The sequence below is a fragment of the Streptococcus sp. OH4692_COT-348 genome, assembly GCF_003859975.1.
Taxonomy (GTDB): Bacteria; Bacillota; Bacilli; order Lactobacillales; family Streptococcaceae; genus Streptococcus.
Window position 1 is genome coordinate 1 of record NZ_RQZB01000084.1, and the last position, 276, is coordinate 276.

At 43.1% G+C, this 276-nt stretch carries 1 protein-coding gene; it reads right to left on the reverse strand.

From position 1 onward, the window contains the following. A partial coding sequence (locus tag EII37_RS11225; protein ID WP_221620947.1) for a hypothetical protein occupies nt 1-276 on the reverse strand: 276 nt, incomplete at both ends.

Consider the following 276-nt stretch of genomic DNA (forward strand, 5'->3'; position numbering starts at 1 on the left):
CTGGTTTCTTAGGTGTTACTGTAACGTCACCTGTCTTAGGATCTTGTTCAACATCTACTGTTGGTGTCTTACGAGCTGGTGTTGTTACATCCACTGGTTGTGATGGTTTCTTGTTCGGTTCGGTTACTGTTCCTGTACCTGGGACATCTTTCTTAGGAAGATTGTCATTTGGTACTTCACCTGAACCATTGTCGCCAATTGTTACTGTGATTGTGTTTCCATCTTCACCTGGAATTTCTACCTTAGTTCCTGGTGGATATGTTGAGCCATCTGGTT